Genomic DNA, 16,196 nt, shown 5'->3' on the forward strand with positions numbered 1-16,196 from the left:
GGACGCCCCCCACCGAGACCTGCTCCCCCGCCTCATTCAGCTCGCCCCGTCCCTCGCCGTCGAGGACAAGGCGCTCGTCCGGGAGGAGTGCCACAACGACCGGCTGCTGTCTTGGATCGTCATGGGCATGTACCGTTCATGCATGCGGCGCGTCGCCGTACACAAGAATCCGTTCCTCGGCGACCGGCGATTTCTCGACGAGATTCTGCAGGCCTTTCTCTCGCTCCAGCGCACGCTGCAGAGGATCGAGAAGGGCGAGATCGACGTCCCTGACGACACCTGGCGGACGTACTCGGACGTCCACGAGATCGCCGCGGTCTATCTCGGGCTCGCCGGTTGCCGGCAAGCGCGCCGCGCGCTCCTCGACACGATGTGGACGATGGCGCGCCAGCCCGGTGTTACGGGCAGCGCCATTGGGCGCCGGGCGTTCGGCCTGGCTATGCTGGCCCCCACGGACTGGCCCGAGAACAGCGAGGAGCTTGTCTACCCAGACATGCTGATCGTGGCCGATTGCTCGGCGGATCGTGTCCTCCTGCGCGGCGTGGCTGAGCCCCGGCGCGAGATCCACGACGACGGCATCGACAACGACCGCGCGGGTCTCCACCGCGTCCCGCCGGGGCCGACGCTCGACCGCCTGATCCGGCAATCTCTGGCGGAGCCGCTCGGGAAGCCTGGCGTTGTCGTCTTCCCGAAGTCGATCCTCGACAGCATCGGCAAGGGGGAGAACAAGCGCGAGGCGAAGGCGATCTTGGCCGACGCCCTGGGGGCTGAGCTTCCCCTCGTGCCGGTGCCGGAGGACTGGGACGCGTGGGAACGTGACCGCGTCGCGGCATTCCCGTGGGCGTTCCGTGCCATCCGCGCGTTCCGGACCGCCCAGGCCGGGCGCTCACATTTCGGGCTTGCGGTCCTGTGCCTGCATGGATCGCCGGGTTGCGGGAAGAGTGCGCTGGCCCGCGAGCTCGCCGAGAGTTGCGGTCTTAAGTTCGTCCGGTACCAGGCCGATTCCGCTTCGGAGAACTCGTACGGGGGCACGAGCGTCCGCTGGCAGAGTGGGCACCTCGGCGTCGCGGAGGCCGCCGTTGCCGGTGAGAAGAAGGCGACCGTCTGCATCTCCCATGACGAGATCGAGAAGGCGGCCGGCACACGCAAGTCAAACGGGGGGAGCCTCCACGACACCCTCCATGGCGCTTGGGAGCCCGAAACGTCTCGGTCCTGGCACAGCCCGTTCCTGCTCCACGCCGTCGACATCTCCCACCTCGTCTACATCCCGACGGCGAACAGCGTCTCTGCGCTGCCGAACTCCCTCCGGGACCGCATGACCCTCGTCGAGGTGCCCGAGCCGTCGGCCGAGCATCTGTCCATCCTGGCGCCCCGGGTCGCTCAAGAGCTCTGCCGCCAGCGTGGTCTGGATGAGGGGTGGGCCTCTTTCGATTCCATTGAGTGGGAATCCCTGCGCGAGGGCTGGAAGGGCGGCTCGATCCGAAGCCTGCAGGCCTGCGTCGAGCTCGTGTTCCGCGTCCGTGACGAGCTTCCGCTCGCCGCCCGCGGCCCGCTGAATTGAGGGGGGCGATCATGACGAACGAGAACGACCGCCTCGCCGGTCTCCAGGACTTGCAGTTCCACCTGATGCGTCTGGTGATCACCAGCAAGATCGACCCGGCCGACGCAATCGCCATCGGGACGACAATCGAGAATCTGATGGGCGCCCTCACTGATGGAGAGCCCCATGCAGAGTGAGGACCTTCATCAGATCCGCGACCGCGTCCGCGCGGCGTGGACGTCTCGGCGCGTGTGCGGCCTCTTCGGGATCGCCGCCACGCTCCGCATCGAGCGCCTGATCGCCCTCGATGCCCACGGCCACATCGAGCGCTGCGACGCGGTCCGACAGGCGCTGGAGGCCGAGGCGGTCGCATACTGCTTCCCGCGACTCCGGTGGCCGTAGAAGTCTACCGCAACCTGAGCCGGGCCGCCTTCTCGATCCGTGAAGGCGGCCGCGTCGTCGGTCACCGGCAGGACCTCGCGCTTCGAGACGTCCGGTTCATCGTCTCGGCGGCCGGCGTCATCCGCGTCCGGTCACGGCGCCAGCGCGAGGTGGTGGCCTACGCCCGAGGCGACCTGTGGGAATCCCCGCTCCTCTCGGGCGCGCTGCGGGTCCGCTTCGACCCCTACCGGTCCCCCGATTTCACTCTCCCCGACGGCAGCCCGATCAGCGCGGCCGCCTTCGCTCACTTCCTCCCGGACGGCTCCTGCTGGGCGGTCCCGTGATCCAAGGATTCCACATGCGTAACGCCGTCGTCGCCCTCGTCCTCGCCCTGATCACAACCGCCGCCGCCACCGCCGGGGAAGGCCCGTGGTCGGCGCCGAATTGGCACCTGGGGGCCACTGAGAGGCATGGGCCTTTCGTCCATACGACGAGCATGTACGTGTCGCTGGGCAAGGGGCGGACCGTGGTCGATTTGACCTGCACGATTCAGGACGTCCGAGGCGGCCGCCCCGAGAGCGTCAGGCGCACGGGGACTGCGCAGATGGCCCAAGGGGATTGGTGCGGTGGCGCCGGCGACCTTGGCACATGGTGCGTGACCCTACAGGAAGGTGCCACGCTCCAATGGTTCGACCGGACGCCTTGCGCCGGCGGCGTCGCTCAGTTCTCGACGGGCGACTGAGCCCGGGCTGCCAGGAAGGCGTCACGGCCCTTCTCGACCGCCCGCCTATCGAGGCTGCGCAGGCGGTCCCGGACGTCTCCGGCGAGGTCGGCCTCGCCGGCGGCCGCGAGGAGATCCATCGCGGTCCTGAGCGCCCATTGCTTCGCCCACGCCATGGTCCGGACCGATGGCGCTCCCTCACCGTCACGCCACCGGCGGAGCGTACGGGGGCTCTCCCCGAGGTGGTCGCACACCTTGCCTTCCCAATGAGCGCCATGGGCAGCGCGCCCCATGCGGGCGAGCATTTCGTAGGACGGGGTCTCGTCGAGATCGGGGCCGCCGTTTCCGGACATCGGATCGCTCCAGGCTGCGTGCAGGTAATCGGTAGTGGAGGTGTCCCCACTACCGATGGGGCGATCAGGCGGCTTCGAAGAGGTTCGCTTGGGGGGAGCCGGAGCCCGACCCGGGGCCGGGCCCCTTGGTCTTCAGGAGATGACGCTCCCAGGACTTGGACAGGTAGGTCAGCCCGTAGGGCGTGATGAACGACTGCGCACCCAGATCCCCGACCGCCGCCCGGACGACGAAGACCCCGAGCTTGAGGAAGGGAGCCTTGGGCACCAGGCTGCCACTTTGGTAGAACAGGAATCCGTCAGCCTTGAGCCAGCCGATGAAGGTGTTGGGCGGGGCGCCGATGGCCCGGGCCGCGTTCTGCAGGCCGTAGTGCCCCTCGGAGTTCAGGAAGGTGTCGTAGGCCTCGGCCTTGGGAGCGGCCACGGCGAGCACGGCGTCCTTCTCGATCAGGGCCTGATCCTGCTGGGCGACGGTGGCCTGGAGGGCTAGGTTCTCACGAGCGTAGTGCCCGATGACACCAAGGACCTCCAGGGCGGACGCCGGGTCCTTGAAGAGAGCCATGACGTCCATCGCCGACGGGGCGGCCGGGGCACCATAGCGGCCGGTCTTCCGGATCGACGGGAGGACCTCGTGAAACACCCACCTCTGGAACCGCGCGACCCGGTCCGCCATGGCCACGCCGAGCGAGGCGACCTGCCGACGCGTCGCGATGGCCCTGTACAGCCCCGGCTCGGTTACGACGAGGATCTCCTGCACGCCGCCAGGGGTCTGCACTGGGAACAGACCCTTCTCGTCGGGGTCGAGGCGCCGGGTCACGGCCGAGGATTCGGCGTAGCCGAGCTCGCGGGCGACGTCGCGGGTGTCGAACACCGGCTCGCCGTCGCGGGAGTAGATGCGGACGGCACGCCCGTCGAAACGAAAGCCGGCGCCCGAGGCATCGATGCCGGCGGTGATGGGAACGAGGGCACTCATCAGTTCATCCCCCGGCGCTTGAGGGCGGCCCGCTGAGTGGCGCGGCGGCGGGCCACCAGGTCGCGGCACTGGCGGAGCTTCTCCTGGAGGAATGCCTCGCGCTGGTCCCTGCTCATGCCCTCCATCTGTTCCAGCAGGGCCTCCGTATTTCTGATATCGCGGTCTTCAGCTTCGGACACGGGTGCTTCCGTTTCGTCTGGAGTACGACCGGTGGGGGTGTGGCGCCCCCGCCGGTCAGCCGACCGAATCGGTTAACCAGATTGTCCCACCGGAGAGTCTCAGGAGCAAACTTGCCCTCCAGACTCTGCCACGGCATGCTCTGCGCATGGCCACGAATCCTCACTCCGTACTCTCCGCAGCCCAATGCCGGGCAGCCCGAGCCCTACTAGGCGCCAAGCAGGGGGACCTCTCCGAATGGTCGGGGGTGGCAAAAGGGACTGTGGCCGGATTCGAGATGGGGAAGCGGCAGACAAACAGGGCAATCCTCGCGGCCCTGAGGCAGGCCTTGGAGGCACACGGCGTGCGCTTCATGGACGCCGGCGAGACGCACGGCGCGGGGGTCTACCTGGCAGGGCAAGGGTCTCCTCAGGATTGAGGAGACCCTTCCGGCCTGGCGGTGGACCGCTTCCGTAGGTTCCCAGGCAAGGCGCCCCACCGTTCCAGGCAGGCGTCCACTCCGTGCGAGGCGGCGAGCGCGTCGATCTCGGCCCGGCTCGGCTTCCTGCGCAGCCGCCCCTCCCAGTCGCAATCGCCGGGCGGGGCCTGGCCGCGGGCAGTCCTGATCCGTATCAGGGCCGTCCAGACAGTGCCTTGGCATACACCCATCGAGGCCGCGTAGGCACCGACGGAACCGGCCGAGGCGACGCCGGCCTCGACCTCGGCATCATCGAGGATGCGGACTGGGCGCCAGGCCATTAGGACCCCATGGCCTCGCGATGGTCGTCGACGGCCTTGCGATGGCTTCGCAGGGCACGGGTGAGATCGATCACCGCTTCCTGGAGATCGCCGATGATCTGCTGGTCACTGGCGTGAAACTTCATGACCGTGGGGCGCTGGACGTAGTTCGCCGCCTCGGACAGGGCCTCCTCAGGGCGGCGGCTTTGCTTCCGGTAGGCGCCGAACACGGCAGCGAACCCGCCGCCGACGATAGTCAGCAGGCCGAAGATCGCCTCCTTGTAGGGCCGGACCACCTCCCAGGTGACGGAGGCGCCGTGCAGGAAACCGTTCGACAGGTCAGCGAGGACACTCACGCACTCGGCTCCCAATACGTCCTGGCGGGCGGGTTCTCCCGCATCGCCTTCTTCCAGAGCCAGTCCGCGGTCGCGGCGTCTCGGGCTGCGAACCAGGCGCTGACAAGGTCACCCCAGGCCAGGACGCCGTATACAAAGACACCCGTCGTGACCGGCTCGTCCGGCACGATGAACATCACCGAAACGAACGACCACAGACCGGCGCCGAGGAGTGCCGTCCCGACCCGAAGCGCCGGGGTCCGTCTCCAATGGCCATTTATTAGAAGGGCCGCGATTCGGATGAGGGCGATGAGGCCGATGACGACGCCCCACTCCCTCTCTGTCGCCCATTCGGAGAAGCGAGCCCATTGGGCCCCGGTGTCGAACACGGGGCCGAGGAGCAGGGCCAGCGAGAAGGCGAGCGCGAGGAACGCGCCCTGCCACTCCATGATGCGCGTCGGCGTGAAGATCCACAGCGCCGGCTGCGCCCTGACCTTGACCACGTTCATGGGCGCCACCCGCACTGCAGGGCCCCAAATTCGTTGTGCGCGAGGGTCTCCCGCTTCCGCGCCGGGGACATCGCCGCGAGCTCGGCCGACGAGGGCCTGATCGGCTTCTCGACGGAGCAGAAGCTTCCGCCCCCAGCTCCGCCAGTCAGCGTGGAGCATGCTCCCAACGAAAACGTCAGGGCGATTGCCAGCGTCCACATCCTGATCATCTGGACCACCTCCCCAACTCGGCGGCGACCTCATCGTCCGTCCTCCCCTCTATCGATGCCTCGATGCGCTCCCGGTCCGCCTTGGCCGCGGCGTTGGCCGTCTCGACACCGGCGCGGCCTTCCCGGCGCCCGGCCGCGCGGAATCGGCCGGCGGCGAACACCAGGCCGAGCACCACGGCGCCGGCCGCCGCGAACCAGCGCGCGACCTTCGACGAGGCCAGCAGGCCCAGGGCGATCCCGCCCATGGGCGTGAACACGAACAGGGCGATCAGCCCGATCAGCGCACCGACGGGCATGTAGGTGAGGAGATCCATCCTCATGCGACGAGCCTCCCCGCCCGGTACGCCCTGATCGAGCTACCGAGGAGCGACCCGCCGACGGCGACCGCGGTGGCGCAGACGCCGGCGACCGCGATGGCCTGCCAGTGCTTCAGGCCCCAGGCGATGACGGTGGCGCCGAAACCCTCGCCGACGATGGAGGCCACGGATTCCCGCGCGGCCTTCGCGCTGTCGATCCCGCCCTTCACCTGGTCGACCGTGGACTGCGCTGTGGCCGCGTAGCCCTGGTAGACGCCGACGACGCCCAAGCCGGCCGCGCCGCCCTTGCGGAACCGGTCGCCGATCCTGGCGGCGAAGGAGGCCTGCTTGACCTCCTTCTTGGTGGCGGTCTCACGGGCGCCCTGCGAGATCTTCGGCGCGTTCTCCAGCCGGGTCACGAACTCCGGCGTGGCGACGCCGTCCCCGGTCATGCCGAGCTCGACCTGCGCCCCTGCCACGGCTCGGCGCACCTTGGGGCCGAAATCGCCGTCAACCTTGACGACCATTCCGAAGGCGTTGAGCGCCTCCTGCAGCGCCCGGACGCGCGGGTTCTTGTCTCCCAGCTTCAGCACCGTCGGATCGGCGACGACCTGGGCGGCGACCGGTGCGGCGCGCAGCTGCGCGGTCCAGGTCGCGTACCCCTCGGCCAGCTTCGTGTCGTACTCGTTCTTACGGTACGCGAGCCCGTTGTAGCCCTTCGCGAACCCGGCCCAGTCGTGGGCGCCGAGCTTCTTGAGCAGCCCCTTCGAGCGCATGAAGGCGATGCCGCAGGCCAGGTGCGCAGGCAGCCCGCCTCGGGTCAGGGCAGCATGCATCTCCACCGCGGACCCGTAGCCGGCGGCGGCGAAATTGAATCCCATGACCTGCCACAGGCCCATCGAAACGGACTGGTAGGCGGCCTCGGCATGGAGGGCGGCCGCCTTGGCAATCAGCGCGAGACGACCGGCTGACGTCTTCTGGTCGGCGTACTGCGTGGACCCAGGGCCCTGCCATTTCGGAACCGTCAGACCCTGCTTCTTCGCCGTGGCCACCAGGCCGGGGGCGAGCAGCTTGAGCCGCTTCAGGAAGATGTGCCGCTCGAAGAGCATGGCGGGCTCGATGCCGTCGGACGGATCGAGGTCTGCCGCCTCGAAAGGCCGGCCCCCGGTCTCGGTCTGGACGACGGTGAGGAGGCATGCGGGCTCGACGCCGGCTTGCGGGGAGTAGGCGACACAGGCCTGCACGATGTCGTTGGGGAGGCGCATGCCCGGCTCCGGGATGATGGAAGGCCGGCACCGCCAGGAAGCGGGAGATCCTCAGGATCAGGACAGGGTGAGGGGAGAACCCGGACCCGACGGCGCCGTGCCTGAGAAGGGGCGGCCGGCGTCTGCAACGGACACCCCCCGCGGTGCCCGCTCGTAGACTTCCCGCGGGGCATCGGCGTACCGGCGCGGTGCCATGCTCTCGTCGGTCTCGATGACCACCCGGACCCGAAGGCCTAACCGCCTCGGCCATGGAGATCGCCCTCTTGAGCGAGATCTCCTCGCGTCCGTTCATGAACCTTTTCACGAACTGGCGGCGGGTGGAGGCCAGGTTCCGGGCGATCTCGGCCGGCGTGTAGCCCTTGCCCTCGATGCGGTCCCGGACGTGATCGACGACTTCATCGCGCGCCACGACGTAGGCGTCGCTCACGCAAGGACGAACCGAACTCATGTGATGGAAAGCCCCGATCCCTGAGACCGCGCAACTGTATGGAATCGCTGCCGATTCGCCGACCTACTAGTAGGTAGGCGACGTCAAGGGCCTCTGGGACGGCTTGATGGGCGGAGCCCGCAAATAAAGTTGGCTCCTGAGGCGAGGCCGAGAATTCGATTTCAGGACCGGGTGGAGGATTCTTCAGCCCGCCTCGAAGTCACCAACGCCAGGCCTCTCATACCCGCGATGGATCGGGGGTCGCGACCTGTCTGGGTCAGCGCGGAAGTAGCGGGGTGCGCCGGATTTCCGGCGGGCTAAGACCCTCTGGTAATAGGGCAAATCCGGGTGAACATGTCTCGTAACCGTGGCGGTGTGGTGCCTGCTCGCGGTCATCGAGATCCCCATGGCCCCCCATTCAGCAGCCCAATCGCGATCCCTGGACTATCACTGGTCCGTCCCCGATCACCTCCACGATCTCCCCGGCCTCGCCACCCTCGGCAAGAACCCGTACCGGAAGGCCCGCGCCAGCGTCCTGGCGTCCGCGCTGATCGCGCACGGCACCGAACAGCCCGTGGTCTCGTACTCCCGGCGGCGCGACTGGTACGTCAATAGATTCGAGAATACCGCCTTCTCTCACAGGACCGTCGTCAACGCGGTGGACGAGGCCGTCTCGGCCGGCCTGCTGGGGCACCTAAAGGCCAAGCCTGGCGACCACCTGACCACCGGCCTGCAATCGGTCTTCTGGGCCGAGGACGCCTTGGTCGATGCCCTCGGCGACGTGACGCTGGAGTACGAGCGGGGCAGCCCCATCCGCTTGCGGGACGCCGAGGGCAACCCGATGGCATTCCGTGAGACGGAGCGCGTCGCTCGCATGCGGCGCGAGATGGACGGCATCAACGCCTACATGAGCCAGATCTCGGTCGGCATCTCCGACGAGGCCGACCCCAGCGACTGGGATGTTGGCCGGCACCGCATCCGGGCCAGGAAGGTGAAGGATGGCCGGGAGACGTGGGCGACGGTCTGCCCCACACCCGGCAACGACGTGTATCGCGTCTATGGCCGTGGCCGCTTCGACAAGGGCGGCAGGATCTACGGGTGGTGGCAGAGCCTGCCGAAAATCCGGCGGTCCGAGCTCCTCATCGATGGCGAGGTTACGTTCGAGCCCGACTTCGAGTTCATCCACCCCAAGTTGCTCTACGCGCTGCGCGGAGCCGTCCTCGTCGGCGACCCTTACGTGACCGGCGTCTTCCCTCGGGCCCATGGCAAGCTCGCCTTAAACGTGGCGCTGAACGCCTGGTCCCTCCCGCTGGCCATCAACGCGCTGCTGTTCCGGAACATCGAATCCCCGGGCGCCTGGCCTCACACCAGGTCGTACACGGAGCGGCTGGTCAACGCCGTCGTCGCCCGGAACGCGCCCATCGCCGCCGACATCGGAGCCGACCGAGGCATCGACCTGATGAACATCGACAGCGGGATCGCCGTCCGCGTTCTCAAGGCCTGCGAGAAGGCCGGCATCGAGGCTCTCCCGATCCACGATTCCTTTCGTGTCAGGGCGAGCCACGAGGGTCAGGTGACCGCCATTATGCAGCAGGTTCTTGACGTGACCCTTGTCGCGATTTCACCTTCCAGATCAAAGGGATCGTTCAAAATGGTTCCACATATGAGACTCCCCCCTTCGCCGGAGGCCCGGGATGCCTCTCTCCCGAAGGGGTCCGTGGTCTCCTCTCCTCCGGTGGTCGCCCCCGCTGCGGAGCCCGTGGTCGCCCCTTCTCCGGAGGGCCGTGGGAGTACCCCTTCCTCTTTGGAGACCCTCTCTCCGGAGGTTCTGTGCGGTCCTGGTGCCGGTGTGACCGCTCCCTTCCCGGAGGGTGAGGAGAGCCTCCTTTCCGGAGGGACCGGGTCTCCCTCTTCGGAGCCCTCGTTCCGCCCCGTCCTGCCCGTGAGACTTCTCTCCGGTCCCGTTCTCTCCGGCCCGTCGTCGACCCCGCGCCCCTTTCTCCGCCCCCTGTCTCGTCACCCGCTCCCGTCGACCGTCCCCCCCTGCCGGCCTTCATCCAGGTCCTGCTCAACGAGGAGCGAGCGCTGGCCAAAGCCGCCGCCGAGGCCTCTGCCCTGGCCGCTGCCCAGGTGAGGGAATCCCCTGTCCCCGTCCCGCGCAAAGAGAGCATGTGGGCCCCTCTGCCCCCTCGCACGGATTCCCCCGCACCGGTCAGGCAGGTGGCCGTGGCGACCGTCCCTGCGCCTCGTCCTCAGGTCCGGCCGCTGGTGAGGATCGAAATGGCGCCCGTGGCCCAGGTGGCCTCGCCGGAGCCTAAGGCGACTGCTCCGGACCCGGACAAGATTTGGGCGTCAATGTCTCGTGAGGATCGTAGCGCCCATCTCAGATCGTTGGCCGACAGGGCGAGGGCCATCAGCGAAGAAAGGAAGCGCAAGGCCGTCTCCGCCTTCAGATAGGCGTTGTCTATTGCCACGAGCCTGGTAATATACAGGGGCTCTCGGGCTCGATGAAGTTGCACCACAACTCTCGATGAACCCCTCGTCCTCACGGGCGGGGGGTTCTTTCATGTCTGGGCATGCCCCGAGGCGGCATCGCGCATGCCCATTTCAACAACATGATTTCCCCAACACGTGTTGTTCAAACCGTGGTTGATGACGCGTCCCGTGTTGGGGGCTTCATGTAGGCCGTCGGCGTCCCCCTCGGGGGTTGTCCGTTGCATGTCGTGGCGGCCCCCTTCATGGGCATGCCCCACCTCGCCATCACATCCCGCGCCGCCCTGCAGGACTCCATCTCGTCATGGCGCCCAGACGTCGTGATCAGCATCACCAGCCCATCGCGCCCCATGGAGCGCCCATGGCCCGGCCCATGGGCCAGCATGGTCTTCCAAGACCGTGAGCATGGGGGATCGCCGACGGTTATCATGGGACGCGCGCCCCATGGCCGATCCCTAAATCCCCATCAAAGTCCCATGAAGCCCATGGCGCTCCCCAAGGTGGCCGGGCGATTGACGATCAGTAGACGCTGAAGGTCGATCTCCTCCTCGATGAAGTCGTCCGCTGGGCTGGGGAAACCTGCCCGGACAGCCTTGGCGAGAAGGGAAACCGGCATGGGAAAGCCGATGGTGACGCCGCTGATCTGCATGGTGCTCCTCCGCGAATCCAGGAACAAAAGAAGAACATGTTAGGCGGGTTCCGTATAGCGGCTACGCTTGTTCGGGGAGGCACGTTTGGTGGGCGAAGGCTTGCCCGGGCGGGTGGATGTCCTGGCGGCAATCCGCGCCTCGGCACGAAAGTCGGCGGGAATTCTCGGCTCCGAGGGCGTAGCGACAGCGGGTAGCGCTACCTGCTATCGCTACCACTCGGTCCCAGGGCGGCCGGCAACATCCGCAGCCTATCTTCCTTGGGGTCTTGGAAGCTCCTGCCGTACGAGTTCGGGCCCATCGCCTTGAGGCGTCTGCATCCTACATCCTAAAGCGGGCATCCGCCGATCCTGCCGGACATCAGGAAGGTGTGCTTCCCTGCGAAACTGCCAGCCGCATTGCACGCCTGGAGCCATTTCATGCCGTACGAACAAGTGACCGTCCGGACCCACGACGGCGCATGCCCCACGTATGTCCTGACGCCCGGAGGCGCTGGCCCGTGGCCGGCAGCGATCATGTACATGGATGCCGGCGGGATACGGCCCGCCATGGTCGAGATGGCGCAGCGTCTCGCGGACGCCGGTCACGTCGTGCTGCTGCCGGACCTGTTCTACCGCTTCGGGCCCTACGAGGCTTTCGTGCCCGCAGAGGTGTTCAAGGGGGACTTTCGAGCCATCCTCGGTCCGCTGATGGCGACGACCGGGAATGACAAGGCCGCCGAGGATACGGGCGCACTCCTCGCCTACCTGGGCTCGCGCAGCGACGTCGTGGACCGCCGGGTCGGCGCTGTCGGCTTCTGCATGGGCGGCGGCATGGCGCTCGCTGCGGCGGCTGCGTTCCCTGACGGCTTCGCCGCCGCGGCGAGCTTCCACGGCGGGAACCTCGCCACGGAGGCGCCGACCAGCCCGCACCGGGGAGCGCCGCATATCAAGGCGGAGGTCTACGTCGCGGCGGCCGAGAACGACCGGAGCTACCCGCCCGAGATGGCCGCCAAGCTTGAGCAAGCGCTCACCGGCGCCGGCGTGACGTTCCGTACCGAGACCTACCCGGCCGAGCACGGCTGGATGATGCCGGATTTTCCCATGTACGACCGTGAGGCCGCCGAGCGTGGCTGGAGCGAGCTGAGGGCGATGTACCAGCGCACGCTCCGTTGACCCTCGGAGCGGCGGTCGGTCGACCTTTGGAGGGAAGGCATGTTCACCCACGTCATGATCGGCAGCAACGACCTTGAGCGGGCCAGGGTCTTCTACGACGCCACGTTCGCCGCGTTGGGCGGCCAGCCTGGCGAGATGGATGCCAGGGGCAGGTTGATCTACGTCCGCGAGGGCAGTCGCCTGATGATCACCAAGCCGATCAACGGCCAAGCCGCGACCCCGGCCAACGGCGGCACCATCGGCATCGCCGCCGCGAGCCCGGATCATGTTCTCGCCTGGCATAGGGCAGGCACCGAGCACGGGGGCGAAGCGGTCGAGAGCCCACCCGCCGAGCGCCCGAACGGTGCCTTCGTCGCCTACCTCCGTGATCCGGACGGAAACAAGCTGACCGCGCGATCCAAGCCGACGGGATGACCTACGGCTCGTCCTCGGTGGGTTCACCGAAATCTCATCCGGACATCAGGCCCACACTCGCCCAGGACGGGCGCCGGCCAACCGCTTGGGCGATGACGGGCCTCAAAGGAAGATGCGGCCTGACCCGGCATCGGTACCTCGTTGGAAGGAATCCGTTAACCATCTGGAACAGTCCGAGGGCCCGGTTCCGGCTTGCGTCCCATGTCGAAAGGCCGGACTGGCATGCGACGGCGACAGGAACACCACCGGGGGCATCCTGTTGGGTCGGCATCCCCTTCGGAGAAATGTCATGACGACCGACCCCCTGCACAGGTACCCACGGCCGCCGTTCGAGGCCCAGCCCCAGGGTTTTCCGGGCAAGACCGGCAAGATGGCGCCCGAGCCCGATCACGGCGAGGAGAGCTACAAGGGCTCGGGCAAGCTCTCGGGTAAGGCCGCGCTGATCACCGGCGGTGACAGCGGCATCGGGCGGGCGGTCGCCATCGCCTTCGCCCGCGAGGGGGCGGACGTGGCCATCTCCTACCTGCCCGAGGAGCAGGCGGACGCCGAGGCGGTGCAGGGCTGGATCGAGAAGGCGGGCCGGCGAGCGCTCCTCCTGCCGGGAGATCTCAAGGACCCGGCGTACGGGCGCGCGATCGTGGCACGCACCGCCGAGGCGTTCGGCGGCCTCGACCTCCTCGTGAACAACGGCGCTTTCCAGCAGCCAAACGAGGGGCTCGACGGTATCGAGGATCGTGTGTTCGAGGACCATTTCCGCACGAACGTCTTCGGCCCGTTCTACGTGACGAAGGCGGCCATGGCCCACATGAAGCCCGGTGCCTCGGTGATCTTCACCTCGTCGGTGAACTCGAAGCACCCGATGCCGTCGCTGCTCGCCTACAGCGCTACCAAAGGCGCCCTGAGCAACATGGTGCTAAGCCTCGCCCAGTTGCTGGCGGAGAAGGGCATTCGGGTGAACGGCGTCCTGCCGGGACCGATCTGGACGCCCTTCATCCCCTCCGGCATGGACCAGGACTCGGTGAAGTCGTTCGGTTCGAAGGTGCCGTTCGGACGCCCGGGCCAGCCGGCCGAGCTCGCCTCGGCCTACGTGATGCTGGCGTCCGACGAGAGCAGCTACACGTCCGGCGCCCTGGTCACGGTGGCGGGTGGAATGCCCGTCTTCTGATCGTCCGTCTCGGCAAGTCCGGTCCTGTTGGCCGTTGCGTGATGATCGGGGAGGCCGCGTGGGCATCGCGCGGCCTCCCCGAACGAACTATCTAGCGGGTCCGAAGGTCGGTGGTCCGAGGTGCCGGTAGGCAGCCTGGCGGATGCGACGGCGGCGGCCCAGGAACGTGAGGCATGCGTATCCACAGCGGTGCCCCGTTCCGGCGCTGCCATGCCGGAACGGTTGGGCCTGGTCTAGATTGACGCTGGTGACCCGACCGGGACACGGTTGATGACCTTGAGGATTCGGAGTGCGGAGCGGTGACGACAGGATTCGTGGCGTGACAGCACTTCCCGGGACGTTCGGAGCCGACAACCGCCATTCTTCGTGCCCTTGCCAGCGCGGCATCGGACGAAGCTTCCGTTGAGCGTTTCGTCGTCACCCTTGATGCATGGACTTTTTCCCGGCGGCGGGGAGACAGGGACACTCCTTCGCGGTCAGGATTGGACCAGCACCCCGCTCGGTCCGGCCGGCGATTGGCCCCCGGCCGTGACGACCCTCGTGCGGGTGATGATGAACTCGGGCCAACCGATGTTCATCGCCTGGGGGCCGCAGCGCATCCTGCTCTACAATGACGGCTATTCGGCGATGCTCGGTCCCCGGCATCCGGCTGCGTACGCGCGGCCGTTTTTCGAGACCTGGCCCGAGGTCCGCGATTCGGTCGGGTCGTTGATGGATCGCGTGTTCGAGGGCGAGCCGATCCACATGGACGACCTGACGCTTACCCTGCATCGGAACGGCTATCCCGAGGAGACCCATTTCTCCTTTTCGTACACGCCGGTACCCGACGAGGGCGGTGGCGTCGCCGGCCTGTTCTGTGCCTGCACCGAGACGACCGGACAGGTGACCATCCAGCGTCGGCAGGTCGCCGAGGCGAAACGCGAGCGCGACCGCCTGTTCGAGATGAGCCGCGACCTGTTCGGCGTCGCCACCTTCGACGGCTACCTGACGTCGATCAACCCGGCGTGGTCGCGCCAACTCGGCCGGTCGGAAACGGAGATAATGGCGAGGCCGTTCTCGGACATCATCCATCCCGACGACCTCGCGGCGACCGGGGACGTCGTGGCCACGCTCCGAGAAGGCAAGGCCGTACATCAGTTCCACGTCCGGCTGCTCAAGGCCGACGGGACACCCATCGCGTACGCATGGTCCGCCGTGCCCGAGGCCGATGTGGCGAGCTGGAGCTTCTACACGGTCGGGCGGGACATCACCGAGGACCTGCGGCGCGAGGAGATCGTCCGGCAAGGCCACAAGATGGAGGCGGTCGGCCAGCTAACCGGTGGGCTGGCGCACGATTTCAACAACCTGCTCCAGGCGGCCCACGGCAGCCTCGACCTCATCCTGCGCAGGCCCGACGACCCCGAGCGCGTCGCGCGGCTCGCCCGGAACGGCCTGCAGGCGACGGAGCGCGGCGCCAAGCTCACGGCGCAGCTGCTGGCTTTCTCGCGTGCCCAGAAGCTCGAACTCCGGCCAACGGATATGACCGGCCTGATCGCCGGGATGAACGAGATCCTGCTGAGCTCGGCAGGACCGCTCGTCCGCGTGGCCGTCGACGAGGTTCGCCCGGGCCTCGGCGTGATGGCCGATCCGACGCAGCTTGAGATGGCGCTGCTGAACTTGGCCATCAACGCGCGCGATGCCATGCCCGAGGGCGGCGACCTGACAATCGAGATCGCCGAACGGATGGTGGACGCGGAATCCCGTCCGAGTGCGGGTGCCTACGTCGAGATCAGCGTCTCCGACACCGGCACTGGCATGCCGGCGGATGTCGCGGCACGCGCCTTCGAGCCGTTCTTCACCACCAAGGGTGTCGGTAAGGGCACCGGTCTCGGGCTCAGCCAGGTCTACGCGATGGCCTCGCAGGCCGGTGGCACGGCCAGGATCGAGCGCCACCTGCCCCGCGGCACGACCATCGTCATATCGCTGCCGCTCGTGCGCACCGCGCCCGAGGCGGCGCCGGACCATGCGGCGACCGGTCCGTCCGTGACGTACGAGGCCAGGAAGGTGCTCGTAATCGACGACGATCCGGATGTGCGGCGGTTCCTTTCCGCATCGCTGGAAAGCCTTGGCTTTGACGTGGTCGTGGCCGAGGACGGCGAGCGCGGGCTTGCCGCGCTGGAAAGTGCCGAGCCCGACCTGCTGCTGGTCGATTACGCGATGCCGGGGATGAACGGTGCCCAGGTGGCCGCCCTGGCGCGGGCGCGGCGACCCAGGCTGCCGATCGTCTTCGCGAGCGGCTATTCCGAGACCGCCGCCATCGAGGAGGCCGTCGGTCCGACCGCCGTCCTCCTCAGGAAGCCGTTCGGCGTCTCGGACCTGGAAGCGGTGCTTGGCGACGCGCTCGGAACCCGTTGAGGGTCGGGAGGATGCGTACGGATGGAGCC

General features: G+C 67.8%; 17 protein-coding genes and 1 pseudogene. 10 read left to right on the plus strand and 8 right to left on the minus strand.

Going from position 1 to position 16,196, the window contains the following annotated elements; genetic code table 11:
• Positions 1-142 precede the first annotated feature (142 nt).
• From MKK49_RS23530 to MKK49_RS23550, 5 genes are read left to right on the plus strand one after another with little or no spacing between them, the layout of a single operon-like run.
• Entirely contained in the window at positions 143-1,561 is a 1,419-nt protein-coding gene (locus tag MKK49_RS23530) for an AAA family ATPase (protein ID WP_244032485.1), read from the plus strand.
• A gap of 11 nt (positions 1,562-1,572) precedes the next feature.
• Positions 1,573-1,737, plus strand: a complete 165-nt coding sequence (locus tag MKK49_RS23535) for a hypothetical protein (RefSeq protein WP_244032487.1) — start codon at positions 1,573-1,575, stop codon at positions 1,735-1,737.
• Complete coding sequence (locus MKK49_RS23540) at positions 1,727-1,942, plus strand: hypothetical protein (RefSeq protein ID WP_244032489.1); 216 nt, start codon at positions 1,727-1,729, stop codon at positions 1,940-1,942. Before MKK49_RS23535 ends, MKK49_RS23540 begins: the two co-directional genes overlap by 11 nt.
• Positions 1,933-2,265: a hypothetical protein gene (locus tag MKK49_RS23545; RefSeq protein ID WP_244032492.1), complete on the plus strand. Its 333-nt coding sequence runs from the start codon at positions 1,933-1,935 to the stop codon at positions 2,263-2,265. Before MKK49_RS23540 ends, MKK49_RS23545 begins: the two co-directional genes overlap by 10 nt.
• 14 nt (positions 2,266-2,279) lie before the next feature.
• Positions 2,280-2,663, plus strand: a complete 384-nt coding sequence (locus MKK49_RS23550) for a hypothetical protein (protein WP_244032494.1) — start codon at positions 2,280-2,282, stop codon at positions 2,661-2,663.
• On the opposite strand, the gene MKK49_RS23555 is transcribed toward MKK49_RS23550, so the two are convergent.
• From MKK49_RS23555 to MKK49_RS23585, 7 genes are all read right to left on the minus strand, one after another.
• The gene (locus tag MKK49_RS23555) at positions 2,642-2,995 is read right to left on the minus strand and encodes a hypothetical protein (RefSeq protein ID WP_244032496.1); all 354 of its coding nucleotides are present in this window, start codon (positions 2,993-2,995) and stop codon (positions 2,642-2,644) included. The two genes, MKK49_RS23550 and MKK49_RS23555, sit on opposite strands and share 22 nt — an antisense overlap.
• Positions 2,996-3,059: 64 nt before the next feature.
• The gene (locus MKK49_RS23560) at positions 3,060-3,965 is read right to left on the minus strand and encodes a phage antirepressor KilAC domain-containing protein (RefSeq protein ID WP_244032498.1); all 906 of its coding nucleotides are present in this window, start codon (positions 3,963-3,965) and stop codon (positions 3,060-3,062) included.
• Positions 3,965-4,144, minus strand: a complete 180-nt coding sequence (locus tag MKK49_RS23565) for a hypothetical protein (RefSeq protein ID WP_244032500.1) — start codon at positions 4,142-4,144, stop codon at positions 3,965-3,967. The genes MKK49_RS23560 and MKK49_RS23565 overlap by 1 nt, the downstream gene beginning before the upstream one ends.
• 735 nt (positions 4,145-4,879) lie before the next feature.
• The gene (locus MKK49_RS23570; RefSeq protein WP_244032502.1) at positions 4,880-5,215 is read right to left on the minus strand and encodes a hypothetical protein; all 336 of its coding nucleotides are present in this window, start codon (positions 5,213-5,215) and stop codon (positions 4,880-4,882) included.
• Complete coding sequence (locus MKK49_RS23575) at positions 5,212-5,703, minus strand: hypothetical protein (RefSeq protein WP_244032504.1); 492 nt, start codon at positions 5,701-5,703, stop codon at positions 5,212-5,214. The genes MKK49_RS23570 and MKK49_RS23575 overlap by 4 nt, the downstream gene beginning before the upstream one ends.
• 205 nt (positions 5,704-5,908) lie before the next feature.
• The gene (locus MKK49_RS23580; RefSeq protein WP_244032505.1) at positions 5,909-6,232 is read right to left on the minus strand and encodes a hypothetical protein; all 324 of its coding nucleotides are present in this window, start codon (positions 6,230-6,232) and stop codon (positions 5,909-5,911) included.
• Positions 6,229-7,473 carry an N-acetylmuramidase domain-containing protein gene (locus MKK49_RS23585; RefSeq protein WP_244032508.1) on the minus strand — a complete coding sequence of 415 codons (1,245 nt, stop codon included), beginning with the start codon at positions 7,471-7,473 and terminating at the stop codon, positions 6,229-6,231. Before MKK49_RS23585 ends, MKK49_RS23580 begins: the two co-directional genes overlap by 4 nt.
• Positions 7,474-8,306: 833 nt before the next feature.
• Here MKK49_RS23585 and MKK49_RS23590 point away from each other — a divergent pair.
• Entirely contained in the window at positions 8,307-10,034 is a 1,728-nt protein-coding gene (locus MKK49_RS23590) for a hypothetical protein (protein WP_244032511.1), read from the plus strand.
• 858 nt (positions 10,035-10,892) lie between these two features.
• Here the strand turns inward: MKK49_RS23590 and MKK49_RS23595 are convergent.
• Positions 10,893-11,042 (minus strand): annotated as a pseudogene (locus MKK49_RS23595) (DNA polymerase V); the annotation flags it as partial.
• Positions 11,043-11,459: 417 nt separating this feature from the next.
• Here MKK49_RS23595 and MKK49_RS23600 point away from each other — a divergent pair.
• The 4 genes from MKK49_RS23600 to MKK49_RS23615 all read left to right on the plus strand — a co-directional run bounded on the left by MKK49_RS23600 (position 11,460) and on the right by MKK49_RS23615 (position 16,167).
• Positions 11,460-12,194: a dienelactone hydrolase family protein gene (locus tag MKK49_RS23600; RefSeq protein WP_244032513.1), complete on the plus strand. Its 735-nt coding sequence runs from the start codon at positions 11,460-11,462 to the stop codon at positions 12,192-12,194.
• Between the two features lie 39 nt (positions 12,195-12,233).
• Positions 12,234-12,608: a VOC family protein gene (locus MKK49_RS23605; protein WP_244032514.1), complete on the plus strand. Its 375-nt coding sequence runs from the start codon at positions 12,234-12,236 to the stop codon at positions 12,606-12,608.
• Positions 12,609-12,897: 289 nt separating this feature from the next.
• A complete protein-coding gene (locus MKK49_RS23610) occupies positions 12,898-13,773 on the plus strand; it encodes an SDR family oxidoreductase (protein WP_244032516.1) in 876 nt (291 codons plus the stop codon).
• A 549-nt stretch (positions 13,774-14,322) separates the two neighbouring features.
• A complete protein-coding gene (locus MKK49_RS23615; protein ID WP_244032518.1) occupies positions 14,323-16,167 on the plus strand; it encodes a PAS domain-containing sensor histidine kinase in 1,845 nt (614 codons plus the stop codon).
• Positions 16,168-16,196 lie beyond the last annotated feature (29 nt).

The sequence above is a fragment of the Methylobacterium sp. J-090 genome, assembly GCF_022829345.1.
Taxonomy (GTDB): Bacteria; Pseudomonadota; Alphaproteobacteria; order Rhizobiales; family Beijerinckiaceae; genus Methylobacterium.